Source organism: Bradyrhizobium sp. 23, from assembly GCF_023073295.1.
Lineage (GTDB): Bacteria > Pseudomonadota > Alphaproteobacteria > Rhizobiales > Xanthobacteraceae > Bradyrhizobium > Bradyrhizobium canariense_D.
On the sequence record NZ_JADPJF010000151.1, the window covers coordinates 511,734 to 529,253 of the forward strand.

21 protein-coding genes are annotated in these 17,520 nt (G+C 65.1%); 11 read left to right on the top strand and 10 right to left on the bottom strand.

Annotated features, from left to right (window positions below; all coding sequences use genetic code 11):
• Window positions 1-54 precede the first annotated feature (54 nt).
• Together IVB32_RS39475 and IVB32_RS39480 are read left to right on the top strand one after the other, a co-directional pair.
• Entirely contained in the window at window positions 55-789 is a 735-nt protein-coding gene (locus tag IVB32_RS39475) for a pilus assembly protein CpaD (protein WP_018459617.1), read from the top strand.
• Window positions 786-2,075 carry an AAA family ATPase gene (locus IVB32_RS39480; RefSeq protein WP_247370593.1) on the top strand — a complete coding sequence of 430 codons (1,290 nt, stop codon included), beginning with the start codon at window positions 786-788 and terminating at the stop codon, window positions 2,073-2,075. Before IVB32_RS39475 ends, IVB32_RS39480 begins: the two co-directional genes overlap by 4 nt.
• 69 nt (window positions 2,076-2,144) lie before the next feature.
• Here the strand turns inward: IVB32_RS39480 and IVB32_RS39485 are convergent, their stop codons facing one another.
• Both IVB32_RS39485 and IVB32_RS39490 read right to left on the bottom strand, forming a co-directional pair.
• Window positions 2,145-2,930, bottom strand: coding sequence for a tetratricopeptide repeat protein (locus IVB32_RS39485; RefSeq protein ID WP_018459619.1), 786 nt, complete (start codon window positions 2,928-2,930; stop codon window positions 2,145-2,147).
• Between the two features lie 80 nt (window positions 2,931-3,010).
• Window positions 3,011-3,256, bottom strand: coding sequence for a PilZ domain-containing protein (locus IVB32_RS39490; RefSeq protein ID WP_007598461.1), 246 nt, complete (start codon window positions 3,254-3,256; stop codon window positions 3,011-3,013).
• Window positions 3,257-3,484: 228 nt separating this feature from the next.
• Here IVB32_RS39490 and IVB32_RS39495 point away from each other — a divergent pair, with 228 nt between their 5' ends.
• The 5 genes from IVB32_RS39495 (at window position 3,485) to IVB32_RS39515 (ending at window position 9,104) form a co-directional block, all read left to right on the top strand.
• Window positions 3,485-5,023: a YifB family Mg chelatase-like AAA ATPase gene (locus IVB32_RS39495; protein WP_085359551.1), complete on the top strand. Its 1,539-nt coding sequence runs from the start codon at window positions 3,485-3,487 to the stop codon at window positions 5,021-5,023.
• 178 nt (window positions 5,024-5,201) lie between these two features.
• Window positions 5,202-5,420 carry a hypothetical protein gene (locus IVB32_RS39500; RefSeq protein WP_247413107.1) on the top strand — a complete coding sequence of 73 codons (219 nt, stop codon included), beginning with the start codon at window positions 5,202-5,204 and terminating at the stop codon, window positions 5,418-5,420.
• Between the two features lie 119 nt (window positions 5,421-5,539).
• Window positions 5,540-6,007: a hypothetical protein gene (locus tag IVB32_RS39505; RefSeq protein ID WP_085349256.1), complete on the top strand. Its 468-nt coding sequence runs from the start codon at window positions 5,540-5,542 to the stop codon at window positions 6,005-6,007.
• Window positions 6,008-6,147: 140 nt separating this feature from the next.
• Window positions 6,148-8,373 carry a PAS domain-containing hybrid sensor histidine kinase/response regulator gene (locus IVB32_RS39510; RefSeq protein ID WP_018459623.1) on the top strand — a complete coding sequence of 742 codons (2,226 nt, stop codon included), beginning with the start codon at window positions 6,148-6,150 and terminating at the stop codon, window positions 8,371-8,373.
• Window positions 8,374-8,474: 101 nt separating this feature from the next.
• A complete protein-coding gene (locus IVB32_RS39515; RefSeq protein WP_018459624.1) occupies window positions 8,475-9,104 on the top strand; it encodes a histidine phosphatase family protein in 630 nt (209 codons plus the stop codon).
• A gap of 84 nt (window positions 9,105-9,188) precedes the next feature.
• Here IVB32_RS39515 and IVB32_RS39520 read toward each other — a convergent pair whose 3' ends face one another.
• The 8 genes from IVB32_RS39520 to hisB form a co-directional block, all read right to left on the bottom strand.
• Window positions 9,189-9,428 (bottom strand): hypothetical protein, encoded by a 240-nt coding sequence (locus tag IVB32_RS39520; RefSeq protein ID WP_018459625.1) that lies wholly within the window; start codon window positions 9,426-9,428, stop codon window positions 9,189-9,191.
• 106 nt (window positions 9,429-9,534) lie between these two features.
• Complete coding sequence (gene coaA / locus IVB32_RS39525; RefSeq protein WP_007598451.1) at window positions 9,535-10,491, bottom strand: type I pantothenate kinase; 957 nt, start codon at window positions 10,489-10,491, stop codon at window positions 9,535-9,537.
• A 20-nt stretch (window positions 10,492-10,511) separates the two neighbouring features.
• Window positions 10,512-10,838, bottom strand: a complete 327-nt coding sequence (locus IVB32_RS39530) for a phosphoribosyl-ATP diphosphatase (protein WP_007598445.1) — start codon at window positions 10,836-10,838, stop codon at window positions 10,512-10,514.
• A 100-nt stretch (window positions 10,839-10,938) separates the two neighbouring features.
• Complete coding sequence (hisF, locus tag IVB32_RS39535; RefSeq protein WP_018459626.1) at window positions 10,939-11,715, bottom strand: imidazole glycerol phosphate synthase subunit HisF; 777 nt, start codon at window positions 11,713-11,715, stop codon at window positions 10,939-10,941.
• Window positions 11,716-11,725: 10 nt separating this feature from the next.
• Entirely contained in the window at window positions 11,726-12,472 is a 747-nt protein-coding gene (hisA, locus tag IVB32_RS39540; protein ID WP_018459627.1) for a 1-(5-phosphoribosyl)-5-[(5-phosphoribosylamino)methylideneamino]imidazole-4-carboxamide isomerase, read from the bottom strand.
• Complete coding sequence (gene hisH, locus IVB32_RS39545) at window positions 12,460-13,110, bottom strand: imidazole glycerol phosphate synthase subunit HisH (RefSeq protein WP_018459628.1); 651 nt, start codon at window positions 13,108-13,110, stop codon at window positions 12,460-12,462. Before hisH ends, hisA begins: the two co-directional genes overlap by 13 nt.
• A complete protein-coding gene (locus tag IVB32_RS39550) occupies window positions 13,107-13,637 on the bottom strand; it encodes a DUF2628 domain-containing protein (RefSeq protein ID WP_018459629.1) in 531 nt (176 codons plus the stop codon). Before IVB32_RS39550 ends, hisH begins: the two co-directional genes overlap by 4 nt.
• A 66-nt stretch (window positions 13,638-13,703) precedes the next feature.
• Window positions 13,704-14,297, bottom strand: a complete 594-nt coding sequence (gene hisB / locus IVB32_RS39555) for an imidazoleglycerol-phosphate dehydratase HisB (protein ID WP_007604059.1) — start codon at window positions 14,295-14,297, stop codon at window positions 13,704-13,706.
• A 189-nt stretch (window positions 14,298-14,486) separates the two neighbouring features.
• Here hisB and hslV point away from each other — a divergent pair, with 189 nt between their 5' ends.
• Genes hslV through hslU form a run of 4 tightly spaced genes read left to right on the top strand, consistent with a single transcriptional unit; the run spans window position 14,487 to window position 17,508 of the window.
• Window positions 14,487-15,047, top strand: a complete 561-nt coding sequence (gene hslV / locus IVB32_RS39560; RefSeq protein WP_018459630.1) for an ATP-dependent protease subunit HslV — start codon at window positions 14,487-14,489, stop codon at window positions 15,045-15,047.
• 3 nt (window positions 15,048-15,050) lie between these two features.
• The gene (locus tag IVB32_RS39565; RefSeq protein ID WP_018459631.1) at window positions 15,051-15,536 is read left to right on the top strand and encodes a GNAT family N-acetyltransferase; all 486 of its coding nucleotides are present in this window, start codon (window positions 15,051-15,053) and stop codon (window positions 15,534-15,536) included.
• Window positions 15,533-16,150, top strand: a complete 618-nt coding sequence (locus IVB32_RS39570; RefSeq protein WP_018459632.1) for a DUF2585 domain-containing protein — start codon at window positions 15,533-15,535, stop codon at window positions 16,148-16,150. Before IVB32_RS39565 ends, IVB32_RS39570 begins: the two co-directional genes overlap by 4 nt.
• A 53-nt stretch (window positions 16,151-16,203) precedes the next feature.
• Window positions 16,204-17,508 (top strand): ATP-dependent protease ATPase subunit HslU, encoded by a 1,305-nt coding sequence (hslU, locus tag IVB32_RS39575; protein WP_018459633.1) that lies wholly within the window; start codon window positions 16,204-16,206, stop codon window positions 17,506-17,508.
• The last annotated feature ends 12 nt before the right edge of the window (window positions 17,509-17,520 follow it).

Genomic DNA, 17,520 nt, shown 5'->3' on the forward strand with positions numbered 1-17,520 from the left:
CGAACGGACAGGTTGGGGAACGGGGCAAGAGACGGGGCACGAGGGGATGAAGCGATGACGAAGACCATGGCCGATCGACGTCGCGGGTTGAGCGTCGCGCTGGCACTGACGGGGCTCTCCGTCATGCTGGGCGCCTGCAACACCACCGGCGAGATCGTCACCCAGACGGTGCCGACCGACTATCGCCAGCGTCACCCGATCGCGGTCGAGGAAGCCAAGAAGTCGATCGTGATCTTCGTCGGCAAGGCTCGCGGCGGCCTCTCGGCCGCGCAGCACGCGGACGTCGCCGGCATTGCCCGGGACTGGGTGCGCGAAGGCACCGGCTCGGTCGTGGTCGACGTCCCGGTCAACGCGGCGAATTCGCGCGCGGCGGCGGCGACCTATCACGAGATCCGTTCCGTGCTCGCATCCGTCGGCGTGCCATCGCGTGCCATCGTCCAGCATCCCTATCGGCCCGAGGATCCAGGGCTGCTGCCCACCATCCGCCTGAGCTATTCCCGGATCGCCGCGGTCGCCGGCCCCTGCGGGCTGTGGCCGGAAGATATCGGCCCCTCCATCCTCGACCCCGGCTACAACGAGAACCGGCCCTATTTCAATCTGGGCTGCGCCAGCCAGCGCAACCTCGCGGCCATGATCGACAATCCGGCCGACCTGGAGCAGCCGCGGTCCGAGACGCCGGTCTATAACGCACGGCGTGACATGGCCTTCGAGCGCTATCGCAAGGGCACGCCGATCGCGAGCAGCAATCCAGACGCCGACAAGGCCAAACTCAGCGATACAGGCAGATGACACGCGTCCACGACGAAGAAGCGGACGATCCGCAGCACCCCGAGGAACACATTGCGCCGGTTCCTCGCATCTCCGTGCAAGCCTTTTGCGAGACCGCGCAGACGCTCGCCGCGGTGACCGCGGCCGGGCAGGATCGCCGTCTCGCCAAGGCGCATCTCACGGCCAAGGACGGTGGCCTCGCGGCGGCAATCGAAGTCTATGAAACGATGCCGACGCCGAACGTTATCGTGATCGAATCCGACGGCACCCGCGACATCCTCGAGGGCCTCGACGACCTCGCCGGCGTCTGCGATCCCGGCACCCGTGTGGTCGTGATCGGCAATCCCAACGACAGCGCGCCCTATCGCGAGTTGGTCCGCCGCGGCGTCAACGACTATGTGGTGGGACCGGTCGAAACGCTCGACGTCGTCCGCTCGATCTGCAGCCTGTTCTCGGCGTCCGAAACCATCATCACCGGCCGCGTCATCGCGGTGGTCGGGGCCAAGGGCGGTGTCGGTGCCTCCACCGTCGCGCACAATGTGGCCTGGACCATCGCCCGCGACCTCGCGCTCGATTCCGTCGTGATCGATCTCGACCTCGCCTTCGGCACCGCGGGTCTCGACTACAACCAGGACCCGGTGCAAGGCATCGCCAATGCGGTGCTGTCGCAGGATCGGCCGGACACGGCCCTGATAGAGCGTCTGCTCTCCAAATGCACCGAGCGTCTCAGCCTGCTTGCTGCGCCCGCCACCCTTGACCGCGTCTACGATTTCGGCGCGGAGGCCTTTGACGCGGTGTTCGACACGCTGCGCATGACCACGCCCTGCATCGTGCTCGATGTTCCCCATCAATGGTCGGGCTGGACCCGTCGCGCGCTGGTCAACGCGGACGACATCGTCATCGTGGCCGAGCCCGATCTTGCGAACCTGCGCAACACCAAGAACATGCTGAACGTCTTGAAGGCGGCGCGGCCGAACGACCGGCCGCCGCTCTACTGCATCAACCAGGTCGGCATGCCCAAGCGGGCGGAGATCGAGGTCAAGGCCTTCGCCAAGACCATGGAGAGCCAGCCGATCGCGGTGATCCCGTTCGATTCGAAGCTGTTCTCGACCGCGGCCAACAACGGCCAGATGATCGCGGAGGTCTCCAAGAGCCACCGCACCACCGAGCTGTTCCAGAACATGGCGAACCGCCTCGCCGGGCGGGGCGAAGTGAAGAAGCCGAAGCGCTCGCTGCTCGGGCCGCTGCTGAAGAAGCTGAAGGGCAGGTCGGGTCGCGGGTCAGCCCCGCATCGCAAGGCATCCTGAGCAAGGCGTTCTGAGCAAGGCGTTCGGACCAAGGCTTCCTGACACGGCATCCTGACGCGCGCGAGCGAGTTACTTCTCCGCCCGCTGCTGCTTCTTCACCAGCAACTGCCGCAGCGCCGTGACCTTGGCCGCCGCCTGATCCGGCGGCAGGTCCGCCTTCACGATGGCTTCGGCCTCGGCCTGCTTTCCTTCGAGTCCCAGCACGAGCGCGAGATTGGCGCGCACGCGGAAATCGGCGGGATTGCGCTCGTGCGCCCGGCGCATCGTTTCCTCAGCCCGCGGCAGATTGTTCTGCAGCATGTAGGACAGTCCGAGATTGGACAGCACCGACGGCTCGTCCGGCACGATCTTCAGCGCGGCGGCGTAATATTGCTGCGCCTCCTCGTTGCGACCGAGCTGATCGAGCGCGGCGCCTTGCGCCGACAGGATATGCCAGTCGGGATCCTCGGGCGAATGCGCGCGGCCGAGGACGTCGAACGCCTGCTGGAAACTGCCGCTGTCGGCGAGCGCACGGCCGTAGCCGGCGAGCAGCGCCTTGTTGCTGGAATGGGCGAGCACGGCCTGCTCCAGCACCGCGAGCGCCTGCGCGCGCTGGCCGGTCTGGCGCAACGCCTTGCCGTATTCGAGCGCGACGTTGGGATCGCCAGGCTTGGCGCGATAGCGCTCGCGCAGCGCATCCATGTCCGGCTTCACGTCCGGCTTGGCCTCGGCCCTGCCAGCCGTGTCCGACTTTCCGCCGAGCGCGCCGGTGATGTCCTCGATGCCGGTTGTCTGACAGCCGCCGAGGGCCAGGATCAGAAGCGCGGAAAACAGATATCTCGCCGGAAGAGAGGCGACGGACAAACGCTTGGACATACTCTGATCACTCGGCGACTGATCAGAGATGCTTACCGATTAACGCTAAAGTCCCGTTAAGGCGGGGCGCTTCCGAAAGCTCAGTCGGTGAATTCAGCGCCGAACTCGCAGCCGATGCGCCAGCGCAGGCGGCACTGCCGGGAATAGTCGGGCGCGAAGATGATGGTGAATTGCGGCGGCACTTCCAGAAATTCCGCCACGACTTTCACGCCGCCATCCGAAATATCCGTGATCGTGCAGTCCCGCGGCAGCGAACCCGCGCCAAAATGAATCTTGGCGAGCCGCGTGCACATCCGTCGTTCGCTTCTCCGGCGATTTGCAAGCATTTGAATTGTTCACCCGTTAGACCACGGCCCATCCCGCACCCCTAGGAGTAGCGGACATTCGTTGGAATGTGCTGAGCAGAGCAGCTTGCATTCGAGGCGTAGTGTCTTCGTCGTGTTTACGATTGGTTAGGACCTTCCGGCGCCCCTCGACCCGTTCCTGTATTGTTCTTGCAAGAATTGGCCCGCTCTGCTACCCCTAATTGTGCAAAAGGGCAGGCTGGTTCGGGCATGGTTCAGCGGGTTTCTACCGTCGCCTTTGAGGGGATCGAGGCCCGCGCGGTCGACGTGCAGGTGCAGGTCGCGCCCGGTCTGCCGGCCTTCGCGATCGTCGGTCTCCCGGACAAGGCGGTGTCGGAGGCGCGCGAGCGGGTCCGCTCGGCGCTGATCGCCTCGGGGCTGGCGCTGCCGGCGCGGCGGATCACCGTCAATCTCGCGCCCGCCGATTTGCCCAAGGAGGGCAGCCATTATGACCTGCCGATCGCGCTCGGCCTGATGGGGGCGATCGGCGCGATCCCTCCGGATGCGCTGTCCGGCTTCACCGTTCTGGGCGAGCTTGGCCTCGACGGATCGATCGCGCCGGTGGCCGGTGTTCTTCCCGCCGCGATCGGCGCCAATGTGCGCGAGGAGGGGCTGATTTGTCCGGCGGCTTGCGGCTCGGAAGCGGCATGGGCGAGCCCGGACATCCAGATCATCGCCGCAAGTTCGCTGATCCAGATAGCCAACCATTTCAAGGGAACGCAGGTGCTGTCGCGGCCTGTGCCGAAGGTGCATGAAGCAGCAAGCTCGCCGCTCGACCTGCGCGACATCAAGGGCCAGGAGAGCGCCAAGCGGGCGCTGGAGATCGCGGCCGCCGGCGGCCATCACCTGCTGATGATCGGCGCGCCCGGCGCCGGCAAATCGATGCTGGCGGCACGCCTGCCCTCGATCCTGCCGCCGCTGTCACCGGGCGAGTTGCTCGAGGTCTCGATGATCGCCTCTGTTGCCGGCGAGATCGAGGGCGGCGCACTGACGGCGCGGCGGCCGTTTCGCTCGCCGCATCATTCCGCCAGCATGGCTGCGCTCACCGGCGGCGGCATGCGCGCCCGGCCCGGCGAGATCTCGCTCGCGCATCAGGGCGTGCTGTTCCTCGACGAGCTCCCCGAATTCGATCCGCGCGTGCTGGATTCGCTGCGCCAGCCGCTGGAGAACGGCGAGGTCTCGGTGTCCCGCGCCAATCACCGCGTCACCTATCCCGCACGCTTCATGCTGGTCGCGGCGATGAATCCCTGCCGCTGCGGCAATGCGTTCGAGCCCGGCTATGCCTGCAAGCGCGGCCGCATCGATCGCTGCACGGGCGACTACCAGGCCCGCATCTCGGGGCCGCTGATGGACCGCATCGATTTGCGCATCGAGGTTCCCGCGGTGACCGCGGCCGATTTGATCCTGCCGCCGCCCGCAGAGGGCTCGGCCGAAGTCGCCGCGCGCGTGGCGGCGGCGCGGGATATCCAGCTCGCCCGCTACGCGGACGCCGGCCTGCCGAAGGTTCGCACCAATGCCGAAGCGCCGGCCTCGGTGCTGGAGGAGATTGCCAAACCGGATGCGCAAGGCCAGAAGCTGCTGCGCGACGCCGCCGAGACCATGCGGCTGTCGGCGCGCGGCTATCACCGCGTGTTGCGGGTGGCGCGCACGCTGGCCGATCTCGATCATGCGGACAGGATCGGCCGGCTGCATCTCGCCGAGGCCTTGTCCTACCGCGCACTCGCGGAGGATGTGCGCCAGATCGCCTGACCGATACGCCCGCGGCATCTTCCTGACGAACAGCACGTTCCCCGAGAGTGAAGCTATGACCGACGCCAATGCCTGCACCATCAGATTTGTTCGTGCGTCCCAATACGCTGATTGGCTGAGGTCATACGAGCTGTGGGTCAACGGGACCAGCGTTGGGAAGCTTGCGCGCAACGGCGTGTTGGAGATCACGCTGCCGGCCGGCGCCTGCACGATCGAGGCGACCATTGATTGGGGCAGGAGCCAGCCGCTCGTCGTTCGCACCACTCCCGGCCAAACCGTCGAGATCGAGGTCAGGAACAGGTGGGGTGCCTGGGCGGCGCTGTGGGCGATCAGCTTCGGCAAAAACAGCTATTTGGTTCTCACTGAAGTCGAGCGAAAAACGAACAGAAGCGCCTGACCGACTGAGATCCTCATCCCCGGATACCGGCATCAACCCGGCGGTAACGAGTTTCCTTTACGCTCTGCAAACCATAAGGCCCATCAGTTCCCCGTACCGGGCCCGGCGAGTAGCGCGTCATGTTGCGTTTCAAGATCCTGGCGTCGGTTGTTCCCCTGTTGGCGGCCGCGGTGTTTGCCCGAAGCGAGATCGGATCGGTCTCGCATCCCTGCATCGCCCTCGGCGACACCTCGGTCGAGCTGACGTCGCTGTTCTGGACCGCCGGCGTGCATGTCGCCTTCACCGATGATCCCGCGCGCGCCACGGTGCGGGTTCAGATCACCGAGGATGCGGACGCGGCCGACTTCGCCGTCGTCGACGACGGCCTCGGCTCGGAATCGGAGTCCTGCCAGGCCAACCCCTCGACTCGCCTGATCTCGATTGCCGCGCAGCCCGTCGACGGCGGTCAGGTGATCTATCTCTCCACCGAGGGGCCGGCGGATTACCGTGTCTATGTGCGCTCGAAAACCTTCTCGCAGCGCGAGGCGGCGGCGCTGATCGTCGGCGCCCGCGGCGGCCACCGCCGTCTCCAGGCCGCCTCGCTTTGAGCCGCGTCGCTTTGCGCCGTTAACGCCTCGTCAACCCTGTTTGGAGGCGGTCGCAGGGCCTCAAACTGTTCGCAAGGTCGGCGGCACATCGTCGTTTACAGCGAGCGTAGCGTTTTAAGAAAACAGTCGGGTCGGTGGCGATGGGTCGGACGTTCCGGATCAAGGTGCGCATGCGCCGCTTCAGGCGACAGCACCCCCGAATCGCCTTTGCGATCCGCTCCTTCATGATCTTCTCGGCGACCTTCGGCGGCGCCTATGGGTTTGTCTCCGGCAGCCGGTCCGAGACGTCCGGCTACGATCCCAATGCATTTGCGATCGGCGTCAGCTTCCTGTTCGCGCTCGCCTGCCTCGGCCTCGCCACGCTCAGCATGCGCCTGCGCTTCGTCAACAAGCGGATGCGGGCGCTGGCTGCCCACAACGAAACGCTGATCGACCGCAATTGGGAGCTGAAGGAAGCGGAAGAACGCGCCCGCAGCCTGTTCGAACAGCAGGGCGATCTGATCGTGCTGCGCGACACAAATGGCTGCATCACCTTCGCCAACGACGCCTATTGCGCGCTTGCCGGACAGGCGCGCGGCGCGCTGGTCGGCACGCGCTTTGATTTCGCCGTGCTGGAGCAGGGCGACAGCGCCCGCGAGAGCAACGGCACGCGCATTCACGACCAGAAGATCACAACCCCGCTCGGCGCGCGCTGGATCGCCTGGCGCGAAGGCTATGTTCGCCTCGACGCCGGCCAGCCCGCCGAATTGCAGAGCGTCGGACGCGACGTCACCGACCGCACCGAGACCGAGCGCGCGCTGTCCGACGCCCGCGATCAGGCCGACGCCGCCAACCGGGCCAAATCGCGCTTCCTGGCGATGGCGTCGCACGAGATCCGCACGCCGCTGAACGGCATCATCGGTATGGGCGGGCTGCTGCTCGACACCACGCTGACGCCTGAGCAGTCGACCTACGCCAAGGCCGTGAAGACCTCCGGCGAAGCGCTGATGGCGCTGATCGAGGAGTTGCTCGACTATTCCAAGATCGAAGCCGGCAAGCTCGATCTCGAGCAGCGTCCCTTTTCGCTCTCGGCCCTGATCGAGGACATCACCGAGCTGCTCGCGCCGCGCGCGCAGGCGAAGCAGCTCGAGATCGCCGCCTATGTCGACGAGCGGCTGCCGCTCGAAGTGGTCGGCGACGCCGCGCGGCTGCGCCAGGTGCTGCTCAACCTCGCCGGCAACGCCATCAAGTTCACTGCGAGCGGCGGCGTCGCGCTGATCGTCGAGCTCGGCATCTGGCCGAACGAGATCAGTTTTCTGGTGCGCGACACCGGCATCGGCATCGCAGCCGACGCGCAACAGCGCATCTTCCGCGAATTCGAGCAGGCCGACGAACGCGTCGCCCGCACCTATGGCGGCACCGGCCTCGGTCTCGCCATCAGCGAGCGCATCGTCAAGCGCATGGGCGGCCGCATCACGCTCACGAGCGAGCCGGGCAAGGGTTCGACCTTCGAGGTCGCGATTCCGCTCGCGCCAGCGCACGCTGGCGCAGAACAGACGGCGTTCCCCGTCCCCGATCTCACCGGCAAGTCGATCCTGCTGATCGCCGACGGCATCGAGGCCTCCTTGATCGCGCGCCGGCTGGAGCGCTGGGGCGGCCAGACCTGCATGGTGACGGACGTCGCGGTGGCGGAAGCGCTGCTGCCGGAACGCTCATGGCATTCGGTCCTGATCGATCGCGCGCTCGGCGCTGCCACCGCCGACCGCCTCGGCGAAGCCGCACGCAGTCATGCGACGCAACGCCTCGTGCTGCTGACGTCCGGCTCGCGCCACGAGAAACTTTCGCCGGCCTTCACGGGCTTCCTGGTGAAGCCGCTGCGCGCGGCCTCGCTCGCCGCACGCCTCACGCTACCCCCGGAGGTCGCCTCGCCCGATCTCGCGCCGGAGCCCTCGGCCCCATCCACCGCCGCGGTACCGGCGAAAGGCCTGTCGGTTCTCGTCGCCGAGGACAACGAGATCAACGCGCTGTTGATGCGCTCGCTGCTGACGAAACTCGGCCACCGCGTCGTCATCGCGATCAATGGCGAGGCCGCGCTGGAATCCTGGCTCGGCGCGGCATCGGCCGGCACGCCCTATGATCTCGTGCTGATGGACATCCAGATGCCGCAGCTTGACGGCATCGAAACGACAAAGCGAATCCGTGCGCATGAGGCAGCTAGAGGCGGCCATCACACGCCGATCCTCGCGCTCACCGCCAATACGCTGGTGGAAGATCGCTACGCCTGCTTTGAAGCGGGCATGAACGGGTTTCTGATCAAGCCGCTCGATCGCGAGAAGCTGGAAGAGGCGCTGGCCGGACTGGCGGCGGCGCGGCAGCTCGCGGTTTGATTCGGATTTCATAGGAACCTGATCTCGGCCGGTAATCGACAATTGAAATCGACCGCGTCGCACGTCACCATCCTCTGGGGCATTTAAACAGAGGATTTCGCATGAACGTGCTTTGCCGCCTCGCTTTCGTGATCCTTCTCTGTGGTTCCACTCAAGCCGCCGCGGCCGATAGCTCGCAACTGATCGCCTCGCTCAAGCAAGGCGGCTACGTGCTGGTGTTTCGCCACACCGCTACCGACGACAGCCAAAAGGATGTCTACCCTTTCAAATTCGACGACATGAGCGCCCAGCGTCAGCTCAGTGAAAAGGGCCGGGACATGGCGCGCCAGATCGGGACGGCCATCAAGGAACTCGCGATCCCGATCGGCGACGTCTACACCAGCCGGCTGAACCGCGCGATCGAGGCCGGCAGACTGATCTCCGGCCGCGAGATCAAGCCGGTCGACGCATTGACGGACAGCAGTAACGCGAGTGCCTCGGGCATGGCAAATCCGACCGGTGCAAATGCAAAGGCGGGCCAGGCCGTGCGGCAGTTCGTCGATGCGCCGCCCAAGGCCGGCACAAACACCTTCCTGGTCACCCACAAGACCAACATCGCCGATGCCTTCGGCAAGGAGGCCGGGGACGTGCAGGAAGGTGAAGCCTTCGTCTACAAGGCCGGCGGCTCGGGTCCCGCAACCTTTGCAGGACGCATCAAGCCTGCGGATTGGATCGCGAAGGCAGGCAAGTGAGCCACCTGCCGGCGACGCACGTCAGCTTGGGTGCGGAGCAGGCCGGGAGCCCGGCATCACTGCGCGCTCCGACGGGATGAACCGTTATGCGGCATAAGCCATAAACCGCGGCGCAGACAGCTTGTCATGCGGCGCCTGGCCTCCCCTGAACATGGTGTCTACCTGGGCGGCGCGCTTGCAATGCGGACACACGAAGAGATGCGCGATGATCGGGGTCGGCTCGTCCGCGAGCAGTTCGGAGCGGAACCACTTCATCTCGATATGGCAGTCCGGGCAGGTCGGTGCTTCGAGATGCTCGGCGGCGCTTCTGAGACGATCAACCATGGGGCCCGTTTGCGTTTCCGAAAGCCATAACCAAATACCCCTCGCCGGTCTGCAACAAAAGATACTCAGCCCGAAATTTGACAAAGGGCGCCGTCCATCAAGGCTGCTACAGCCGCCTGAGCGCCACGCTCGCCACCGTGTGATCGGCGCCCTTCTTCAGGATCAGGGTCGCGCGGGGACGAGTCGGCAGGATGTTGTCCTCGAGATTTGCGAGGTTGGTGCGTTCCCAGATCGCGATCGCGGTGGCGGTGGCTTCCTCGTCCGACAACAGCGCGTAGCGATTGAAGTAGGATTTTGGATTGGTGAACGCGGTGTCGCGCAGCGACAGGAAGCGCCTGATGTACCACTGCCGCAGCGCCGCCTCGTCCGCGTCGATATAGACCGAGAAATCGAAGAAGTCGGACACCACGGGCACGGCCTTGCCGTCACGCGGCAGCTTGCCGGTCTGCAGCACGTTGACGCCCTCGACGATCAGGATGTCGGGCTGGTCGATCTCGGCCCACTGGTTCGGCACGATGTCGTAGGTCAAATGCGAATAGACCGGCGCGCGCACATGGCGGCGGCCGGCCTTGATGTCGGAGAGGAAGCTGAGCAGCAGCGGCAGGTCGTAGCTCTCCGGAAAGCCCTTCTTCTGCATGATGCCCTGCCGCTCCAGCACGGCGTTGGGATACAGAAATCCGTCGGTGGTGATCAGCTCGACCTTGGGACGCGGCGACCAGCGCGCCAGCAGCGCCTGAAGCACGCGGGCCGTGGTGGATTTTCCAACCGCGACCGAACCGGCGACGCCGATGATGTAGGGCATCTTGCGGTCGCGGATGTTGAGGAACTGGCGCTCCGCGTAATAAAGCCGCTGCATCGCATCGACATAAATCGACAGCAGGCGCGACAGCGGCAGGTAGATGTCCTCGACCTCCTGCAAATCGAGGCGGTCGTGCAGCGAGCGTAGCCGGTCGAACTCGCCCGGCTCCAGCGTCATCGGCGTGTCGTCGCGCAGTCGCGACCACTCCTCGCGCGTATAGACGCGGTACGGATTATACTGCTGCTCGGGTGCGCGGATATCCATGACGCGACTCTCCACCTCGGCTAGCTGCCGCCCTTACGCGACGCCTTTTCTTCCAACCCTGACATATTGGTCCGCTTGTCCAATGCGGCCTCGACCTCTTCCAGCTTTACGCCGCGGGCCTTGAGCAGCACAAGGAAATGATAGAGCAGGTCGGCGCCTTCGGCGATCAGATGCGCGCGATCGTTTTCGACTGCTGCGATTACGGTTTCGACTGCCTCCTCACCGAACTTTTTGGCGCAATGTTCGGCGCCCTTGTCGAGGAGCTTGCGGGTATAGGACGCCTCGCCACCCGCTGCCGCGCGGGCGTCGATGGTCTCGGCCAGATCGTGGATGGTGAAACGCGGCATACAAATACTCGGAAAACGCGCCTTGGCCGATGATTGGCCGGTTTCTGACGGGATAAGCCGGTTCCCGCCGATGATTTAGCATTTTTAGGAACGGGAGTCGTCAGGCATCGAGGCGCATGGGCAGCCCGCGCCGGGACATGTGCTCCTTGGCTTCGCGGATGGTGAATTCCCCGAAATGGAAGATCGAGGCGGCCAGCACGGCGGTGGCGTGGCCGTCGCGAATACCGTCGACGAGGTGATCGAGATTGCCGACGCCGCCCGAGGCGATCACAGGAACGGGAATGCTGTCGGCGATCGCCCGGGTCAGCGGGATGTCAAAACCCTGCCGCGTGCCGTCGCGGTCCATCGAGGTGAGCAGGATTTCACCGGCACCGAGCGAGACCACTTCCTGGGCATATTCGATGGCATCGATGCCGGTCGAGTTGCGGCCGCCATGCGTGAATATCTCCCAGCGCTCTCCGCCACCGGCGCGCTTGACCCGCTTGGCGTCGATCGCGACCACCACGCACTGCCCGCCGAATTTCTCGGCGGCTTCCTTGACGAACTCGCGCCGCGACACCGCGGCGCTGTTGATCGAGACCTTGTCCGCACCGGCGCGCAGCAGGGTCTTGATGTCGTTCACCTCACGCACGCCGCCGCCGACGGTGAGGGGCATGAAGCAGGCTTCCGCGGTGCGCTGGACCACGTCCAGCATGATGCCGCGATTCTCATGGGTCGCGGTGATGTCGAGAAACGTAAGTTCGTCCGCGCCGGCGGCGTCATAGGCGATCGCCGCTTCGACGGGGTCACCGGCATCGCGCAAATCGACGAAGTTGACGCCCTTGACGACCCGGCCGTCCTTGACGTCGAGGCAGGGGATCACGCGCACCTTGAACATCGGAGGTCTCCTAGGCAGCGCCTGCGTTACGGATCAGGGCGAGGGCGGACGCAGGATCGAGCCGGCCGTCATAGAGCGCGCGGCCGGCGATCGCGCCGGCGAGTTTTTTCGCGCGCGGCGTCAGCATCGCCTTGACGTCCTCGATCGAGGCGAGGCCGCCGGAGGCGATCACGGGAATCGAGATCGCATCCGCCAGCGCAATGGTCGCATCGAGATTCAAGCCTTTGAGCAGGCCGTCGCGCGCGATGTCGGTGAAGATGATGGCGGCAACGCCGGCATCCTCGAAACGCCGTGCGATCTCCAGCACCGTCACCTGCGAGGTCTCGGCCCAGCCTTCGACCGCGACCTTGCCGCCACGTGCATCGAGCCCGACCGCGACGCGGCCGGGGAATTTCCTGGCGGCAGCCTTCACCAATTCGGGGTCGCGCACCGCGGCGGTGCCGATGATGACGCGGGTGATGCCCTTTTCGAGCCAGGCTTCGACAGTCGCGAGATCGCGAATGCCGCCACCGAGCTGCACCGGAATCGTGATCGTCTTCAGCATCGCCTCGACGGCCTGCGCGTTCACAGGCTTCCCGGCAAACGCGCCGTCGAGGTCGACGACGTGGAGATACTCAAAGCCTTGCGCGACGAAGCTCGCCGCCTGCGCAGCGGGATTGAGGTTGAACACGGTCGCGCGCGCCATGTCGCCCTGTTCGAGGCGCACGCATTGGCCGTTCTTGAGGTCGATCGCGGGAAAGAGAATCACGGTTTCCATCGCAAAAAATTCGAGATCAGGGCGAGGCCGAAGCGCTGGCTCTTCTCGGGGTGAAACTGCGTCCCGATCGCGGTGTCCTTGCCGACGATCGCGGTGACGGGCCCGCCGTAATCGGCGCGCGCGAGCACGTCCGCCTCGTTGGTGGCGTTGAGGTGGTAGGAGTGCACGAAATAAGCGTGCTGGCCCTTGGGGCCGAGCGGCAGCCTGTCCAGCACCGGATGCTCGCGCAGCACATCGAGCGTATTCCATCCCATGTGCGGGATCTTCAGCCTCTCGTCGTTCGGCGTGATCTTCTCGACGTCGCCGCCGATCCAGTTCAGCCCTTGCGTGATCACATGCTCCTTGCCGCGGGTGGCGAACAGCTGCATGCCGACGCAGATGCCGAACATCGGCCGCGCCTTGACGCGCACCGCTTCGGTGATCGCCTCGACCATGCCGTTGACGGCATCGAGCCCGCGCCGGCAATCAGCGAAGGCACCGACGCCCGGCAGTACCAGACGGTCGGCGCTGTAGGCCTGGTCTGGATCGCTGGTGACGAACACCTTTTGCGGGTTGTCCATGCCGCGCGCGGCGCGCTCGAACGCCTTGGCGGCCGAATGCAGATTGCCGGAACCGTAATCGATGATGGCGACGCTCATCTTGACCCTCCCGGTTCTGGAAACAAACCAATGATGCCACCTGCCGGCATTGGCGGCGGGTTGGAGAATTGCTGACCCGGCACGTTGCGGGTCGGCGGCGGGCCACCGCGATCGACGGCCCATTGATCGTTGACGATGCCGCGCTGCTTCTGGCTCCAGCGCTCGAAGAAGCGGCGCTCGGCGGTGTCCTCGTCGTCGGAAATCACCACGTCGAGCTGTCGCCATTTACCGCGCGAGAGCGTCCAGCGGCGCAGGCTGGAGGCCTCGAATCCCATCAGCAGCGCGACGATGATGTCGGCGAAAAAGATCGACGAACGGCCGACACCGAGGCTGGACAGCCCGACGTTGAAGGCGGCAACGAAGATCACCCAGCCGATCAGCGCCAGCCACAGCCGATTCCACAGCAGCCAGAGCGGTCCGAAGATCATCGCCCAGAAATGGAAGCCGTCGCGCACGAAGACGAACTTGTCGGTCGCGCGCAGATCGGATCCTGCGGGGGAGGGAGCATGAACTGTGTAGACGGACATGGCGATGCCCCGTTCCCTAGGAATTCAGTGATACCGCAAACGGCGCGGGCCGCGGGCCGAAAGATGTCAGCCGCCGAGCGAGCCCTTGGTGGACGGGATTTCGCCCACCGCCTTCGGATCGATCGCGACGGCGGTGCGCAGCGCCCGTGCCAGACCCTTGAAGCAGGACTCGGCGATATGGTGGCTGTTATCGCCATATAGGGTCTCGACGTGAAGAGTCACGCCGGCGTTCATGGCGAAGGCCTGGAACCACTCGCGCACCAATTCGGTGTCGAACTCGCCGATCTTGTCGCGGGGGAAGTCGACCTTGAACACCAGGACCGGGCGGCCCGAGATGTCGATGACCACGCGTGACAGCGTCTCGTCCATGGGCATGTGCACGCCGGCATAGCGGGTGATGCCCGCCATGTTGCCGAGCGCCTGCTTGACGGCCTGGCCGAGCGCGATGCCGGTGTCTTCGGTGGTATGGTGATGATCGATGTGCAAATCGCCGACCGCCTTGACCGTGAGGTCAATGCGGGAATGGCGGGCGAGGAGATCGAGCATATGGTCGAAAAAGCCGATGCCGGTCGCGATATTGGACACGCCGGAGCCATCGAGGTTCACGGTGACCTCGATGTCGGTTTCCTTGGTCTTGCGCTTGATCGTCGCGGTGCGCATCAAAACACGCTTCCATCCTAGTTCGGGCCGAAAACGCCGGTCTTTTAACAGCCAAATGACGCCTTCGCTACTGCGGCAACGGCTGGCCGGGCCTCTACTTCTGCCTATGGTGAGCAAATTGGGCCCGGAGCGGCCCGTTGTGCCCCCGCTCCCGACCGCCTAAATCAGCCCGGTCAACGAGGATCATTCATGCAGGACTCCCCAAACAGCTCGCCGGGCTGGCACGGCACCACGATTTTGACGGTCCGCAAGGGCGGCAAGGTGGTGGTCGGCGGCGACGGCCAGGTCTCGATCGGCCAGACCGTGATCAAGCACAACGCCAGGAAGGTCCGGAAACTCGGCAAGGGCGACGTCATCGGCGGCTTTGCCGGCGCCACCGCCGACGCCTTCACGCTGTTCGAGCGTCTGGAAGCCAAACTCGAGCAATATCCGGGGCAATTGACCCGGGCCGCCGTCGAGCTCGCCAAGGACTGGCGCACCGACCGTTATTTGCGGCGGCTGGAGGCCATGATGATCGTCGCCGACAAGGACGTCTCCCTGGTGCTGACAGGCACCGGCGACGTGTTGGAGCCCGAAGCCGGCGTCATGGCGATCGGCTCCGGCGGGAATTACGCGCTGGCGGCCGCCCGCGCCCTACTCGACACCGACAAGGACGCCGAGACCATCGTCCGCCGCTCCCTCGACATCGCCGCCGATATCTGCGTCTACACCAACCGCAATGTGACCATCGAAGCGCTGTCGGCCGGGTAGGCCATGGCCCTCGCCTACACCTTCCGCCCGATGACCGCGGCCGTTCTGCCGCTGATTCGGCGATGGCTGGGCGAAGCGCATGTGCGGGAATGGTGGGGCGATCCGGACGAGCAGTTCGCGCTCGTGAGCGGCGATCTCGGCGAGCCGGCAATGGACCAGTTCATCGTGTTGGCCGAAGGCAAGCCGTTCGGCTATCTTCAATGCTACCGCCTGACCGCCTGGAATACGGGTGTTGGGCCGCAACCGGAGGCCACCCGTGGCATCGATCAGTTCATCGGCGAAAGCGACATGATCGCGCGCGGGCACGGTTCGGCATTCATCCGGCAATTCGCCGACGCGCAGTTGCGGCAGGGCCTGCCGCGCATCGTCACTGATCCTGATCCGCTCAACGCGCGCGCCGTGCGCGCCTATGAGAAGGCCGGCTTTGTCCGCGACCGCATGGTCGAGACGCCCGACGGGCCCGCACTCCTGATGGTGCGCGAGCCATGACGCTGGCAACCACGCATGAGAGCAAGGCCGCGTTTCCGCCGCTCGCCTGGGTCGGCATCGCGCTGCTGCTGCTGGCGATGCAGGCCTCGATCCTGCTTGCGATGGGCCGGGTGCCGATCTGCACCTGCGGCTATGTCAAGCTGTGGCATGGCGTGGTGAACAGCTCGGAGAATTCGCAGCACATCGCCGACTGGTACACCTTCTCGCACATCCTGCACGGCTTCCTGTTTTACGGGCTGACCTGGCTGCTGTTCGCGCGGCTGCCGTTCGTGTCTCTGTCCTGGCCCGCCCGCCTGATCATCGCCATTCTGATCGAAGGTGCCTGGGAGATCGTCGAGAACTCGCCCTTCATCATCGAACGCTACCGCGCCGGCACGATCTCGCTGGATTATTTCGGCGACAGCATCGTCAATTCGATCTCTGACAATTTGTCCATGATGCTGGGCTTCCTCGTAGCGCGCCTGCTGCCTGTATCAGTGACCATCCTGCTTGGGCTCGCCTTCGAAATCATGCTGGCGCTGCATATTCGCGACAATCTGACGCTCAATATCCTGATGCTGATCCATCCGATCGAGGCCGTGAAACTATGGCAATCGGGTCCGCCGATCATCTGACGGCCAAAAAAAGCGGCTTGTCCCGCCCCGCATCTGATCCTAGCTAAGGTCCCATGACAGACTTCTCCCCCCGCGAAATCGTTTCCGAACTCGACCGTTTCATCGTCGGCCAGGCCGATGCCAAGCGCGCCGTCTCGATCGCGCTGCGCAACCGCTGGCGGCGGCAGCAGCTCGAAGGCTCCTTGCGCGAAGAGGTGCTGCCGAAGAACATCCTGATGATCGGCCCGACCGGGGTCGGCAAGACCGAGATCGCGCGGCGGCTCGCCAAGCTTGCCAACGCGCCGTTCCTGAAGGTCGAGGCGACGAAATTCACCGAGGTCGGCTATGTCGGCCGCGACGTCGAGCAGATCGTGCGCGATCTCGTCGAGGTCGCGATTTCTCAGGTCCGCGAGCGCAAGCGCAAAGACGTGCAGGCACGTGCGCAGCTCGCCGCTGAGGAGCGCGTACTTGATGCCCTGGTCGGCGCCAATTCCAGCGCCGCGACGCGGGACTCCTTCCGCAAGAAGCTGCGCGCGGGCGAGCTCAACGACAAGGAAATCGAGATCGAGACGCAAGGCGGCGGCAGCGGCTTTCCGATGTTCGAGATCCCGGGCATGCCTGGCGCGCAGATGGGCGCGGTTTCGATCGGCGACATCTTCGGCAAGCTCGGCGGACGCAGCAAGACGCGGCGGCTGACGGTGGAGAGCTCGCACGAGATCCTCATCAACGAGGAATCCGACAAGCTGCTCGACAGCGATCAGTTGACGATGGAGGCGATCAGTGCGGTCGAGAACAACGGCATCGTGTTCCTGGACGAGATCGACAAGATCTGCGCCCGCGAAGGCCGCGCCGGCGGCGACGTCTCGCGCGAGGGCGTGCAGCGCGACCTGCTGCCGCTGATCGAGGGCACCACCGTCTCGACCAAGCACGGCGCGGTGAAGACCGACCACATCCTGTTCATTGCCTCAGGCGCCTTCCACGTCGCAAAACCGTCCGATTTGCTGCCGGAATTGCAGGGCCGCCTGCCGATCCGCGTCGAGCTGCAGGCGCTGACCCGTGACGACATGCGCCGCATCCTGACCGAGCCGGAGGCTTCGCTGATCAAGCAATATGTCGCGCTGATGCAGACCGAAGGCGTCACGCTCGACATCACCGACAACGCCATCGACGCGCTTGCGGACGTCGCGGTGGCCGTGAATTCCACCGTCGAGAACATCGGCGCGCGGCGGCTGCAGACCGTGATGGAGCGGGTGCTGGACGAGATCTCCTTCACCGCCCCAGATCGCAGCGGCGAGACCGTCAGGGTCGACGCCGATTTCGTGCAGAAGCACGTCGGCGACCTCGCCAAGAACGCGGATTTGAGCCGGTTCATTTTGTAATTCCGGACGGTC